Annotated in this window: 1 protein-coding gene and 1 pseudogene; both read right to left on the minus strand. The window is 70.9% G+C overall.

Annotation, left to right across the window (positions count from 1 at the left end):
- Nucleotides 1–84, minus strand: a pseudogene (locus ACFYP3_RS37315) (IS5/IS1182 family transposase); the annotation flags it as partial.
- A gap of 518 nt (nucleotides 85–602) precedes the next feature.
- Complete coding sequence (locus ACFYP3_RS37320) at nucleotides 603–2000, minus strand: hypothetical protein (protein ID WP_388842543.1); 1398 nt, start codon at nucleotides 1998–2000, stop codon at nucleotides 603–605.
- Between the last annotated feature and the right edge of the window lie 1235 nt (nucleotides 2001–3235).

Genomic DNA, 3235 nt, shown 5'->3' on the forward strand with positions numbered 1-3235 from the left:
AACGATCCCACGCAAGGCCGCCCGGTCGTCGGCGGGCAGCCGACCGGGATACCTCCGGCGCCGCGGCGGACGAGGAGGCAGCAGAGGAGCGACGCCGCGTTGGCGTGCGCACGAGGGTGGAACAACACTGGGGCCGCGCGGCCGCCAATTTACAAAGTCCTCCTCACTCTGGAGACTCACCAGGGGAAAGGTGCGAGGTCTCCCGGATCTGCGATGGCCTCGACGAGGAACTGACGGTGTTCCGCACCCGGCTTTGGACCCCACCCGCTTTCCCTGCATCTGCCCAACGCCACGCCACCTGCTGCAAGGCCGCGTGAACCACCAGATCGTCTTCCAGACCGTGGTCATCGCCACTGGCATCACCGAGGACGGCAGCCGTGGAGTCCTAGGGCTCAGGGACGGCGACAACGGGACTGATGTTCAGGGGCGAGTTCCTCCGAAGCCTGCGTGAGCGGGGGCTGAGCGGGGTCGCCTGGACATCGCCGGCCACCACTCGGCCCTGGTCAACGCCGTCCGCAAGGTCATGCCCGACGACGGCTACCAGCGATGCGCAGGAAAATTCTCCCAGGCGGTTTGCGCCCGGGGGATTTGAGGGGCTCCGGCTAGCGCCCGGTGCTGCCGCTCACGAGCGCCCACTCGCGGTTCAGGGCGCCCAGCGGGATCTTGCGCTCGAAGACGGGCGTGCCGAACAGGGACAGCTGGAGGTGGAGGTTGCCGCTCAGGTCGAACCCGCCGTACAGCGCCCAGGCACCGGTGACCGACGTCTTGCCGTCGCTGGAAGCGGTCGCCTTGGCGTCGGCCTCGCCGCGCAGGTACGGCGCGAAGTCGGCGGTGACGCCGACGGCGCCGTAGAGGCCGACGGACGCCTCGGCGCCGAGCGCGCCCTTGACCCGGCCGGCGGCGGTGACGGTCGCCTGGACCGGGGTGCTCTGGACGGTGGAGGTGCTGACCGGAGTCCAGCCCTTGCCGAAGGCGTAGCTGCCGCCGACCTTGAAGTCCCCCTTGACGTCCTGCTGGACGTCGAGGGTCACGCGCCCGTCGGCCTCCACCTGGATGTAGCAGGTCAGGTCGAGGTTGACGACGACCGGGACCGGGCCGACCTGGATGACCGGAGAGCTGTGCAGCTTGGCGAACGGGATCCGCTTGGGGGCCCCGGTGCTCGCGGCGGCGCGGCCCTGGAGCTTCCACTGCGAGGACCAGTCGCCGCTCATGCCGAGGTAGGCGCCGCGCGGGCCGCCGCCGCCCGGGGTGCCGTCGTACGAGAACTCGACCTGCGGGGCGAGCTGGACGAAGCCGGTCACCGAGGCGCCGGCCGAGGCGGGGGCGTCCGGGGCGGTGTCCACGGAGGCGTCGACGTCGAGCCGCAGGTTCCCGAGCGGCAGCTTCGCACCCTGGGGGCCGAACTTCAGGCCCTGGCCCTTGGCCCAGGAGAAGGTGACGCCCTTCATCAGGGGCTCGACGGTGACCGACGCCGGGTCGACGGGCACCTTGCCGTCGGCCCTGTCGTCGCCGAGGACGGAGTTCAGCGTGGTGGCGGCGGTCTTGACCTCGGTGCCGCGGTCGGTCTTGCCGACGACCTCGGTGACCTTGGCGAGCAGGCCGTTCGGGGCGCCCGGCGCCGGGGCGCTCGCGATGACGTCGCCGGCCGCGACGGGCTTGGCGGCCTCGGGGGACTTGCCCGGGGACGGCGTCCGGGTGGGCCCCTCGGGGGCCGTGGATATGACGGCCCGTCCGCTCTCCTTGTCGTAGGAGGCGACCTTCAGCGAGGACTTCTCGGTCTTGCCCTTCCCGTCGCCGCGGGACACGGCCGCCGGTGTGGGCGACCCCTGCGGCGCCGCGGCCACGTCGAGCTGCTGCGACGTGCCGTCGACCGACGGGGCGAGGGTGACGGGAGCGGCCGGTTCGGCGGCGCGGGTGTGGGGGGTGGAGGAGCAGCCGGTGGCGGCGAGCGCGAGGGCGGTCAGGCCGGGCAGGAGGAGGCGGCGGGCGAGCAGGCGCACGTGGGCGAAACCTTCGGTACGGGTGGGGGGTTACCGTGGTAACCCAGGGTAACCGAAACCTATCATGCCCTGCATATGCCAACCGCTGTCGCATTTGGGGATCCGCCTGTTCCTCTTGTGGCCCTCCTGAAAGTTTCAACGCAGAGTTTCCGGGGCGAGGATGGGACGGGTGGTGGCTTCAGTCTGTTGGGGCTGCTCCGCGGAAGCCCAGGTCTTGATCCGAACGATAGCTCTCTCGGCGGGCCACCAGCATCGGGAGTATGCCCAGCTGACGGACCCCTATTGAGCCGGAACGGTCCAGTTGCCCATGCGATCGTGTAGCGGACATTGGGCTGCGAAGTAGCCGCATCTGACGGGGGGGCTGATGGCGGCGGAGGAAGCGGCTGGTCCCTGGGCGAGGTCGTCGGCCCCGGGTAGCGCGGACGGCGTGGACGTGGCGGATCAGGTCGGGTTCAGCAGCTCGTCCAGGCTGGCTCTTGGCTGTAACCGGGTGTCAGGTGACGCTCAAACCGCTCAGCGTTCTCATCGAGCCAGGTGCGGACGGCTATGCTGCGGTGGACAGGGGGCCATCGGCGATCATATGGACCTCGCGCCCGGCCCGGCGGGCGAGGCGGCCCAGGGCCCTAGCCGCTGAACAGCTCGTCCAGGCCGGGGCGCTAACCAGATCGTCCTGGCCGGGGCGGCGCACGCGGTACACCACCAGTGTGTCCAGGCCGCCGCCGCGATACGCCCACCACCAGCTGCCCACCGACCGCTCATCGCCGTACACCACGGCCGCCTGCCGGCAATACACGCTCCTGGCCTCCAGCGCGGACCCCACCCGCAGCCGCACCACTTCTGCTCCGCCGGCCCCAGGCGGCGTACGTCCCCGACCTCGCCCCCCAACGGCCAGGCAGCCCGCCAGTTTCGACTCTCCGTCATCGACGGCCACACCCCGGCCGGCATCGTGGCCCTGGCCGACGCCGCCCGCGCCCTGCCGGACACCAAGGCCGGCGGCCTCCCCGACGCCATCTCGTAACAGGCCCTCACCAGCACCGGACCGGCCGGCCGGAGCAAGACGTGCGCGCCGGAGGCGGTGGTGTGGGCATTCGTCAAACCCCGCCGGGACTGGCTGCTGAGCTGTAGGCCCCGCGCGAGACCGTGAGCTTTTTTAGCGGTGAGTCTCCAGGGTGAGGATGGCTCTGCTGATTGACGTGAGTCTGTTCGGGCTGAGGCGAGCTTTACGGAGGACACGC

It is taken from the genome of Streptomyces sp. NPDC005533 (genome assembly GCF_042871845.1).
Classification (GTDB): Bacteria; Actinomycetota; Actinomycetes; order Streptomycetales; family Streptomycetaceae; genus Streptomyces.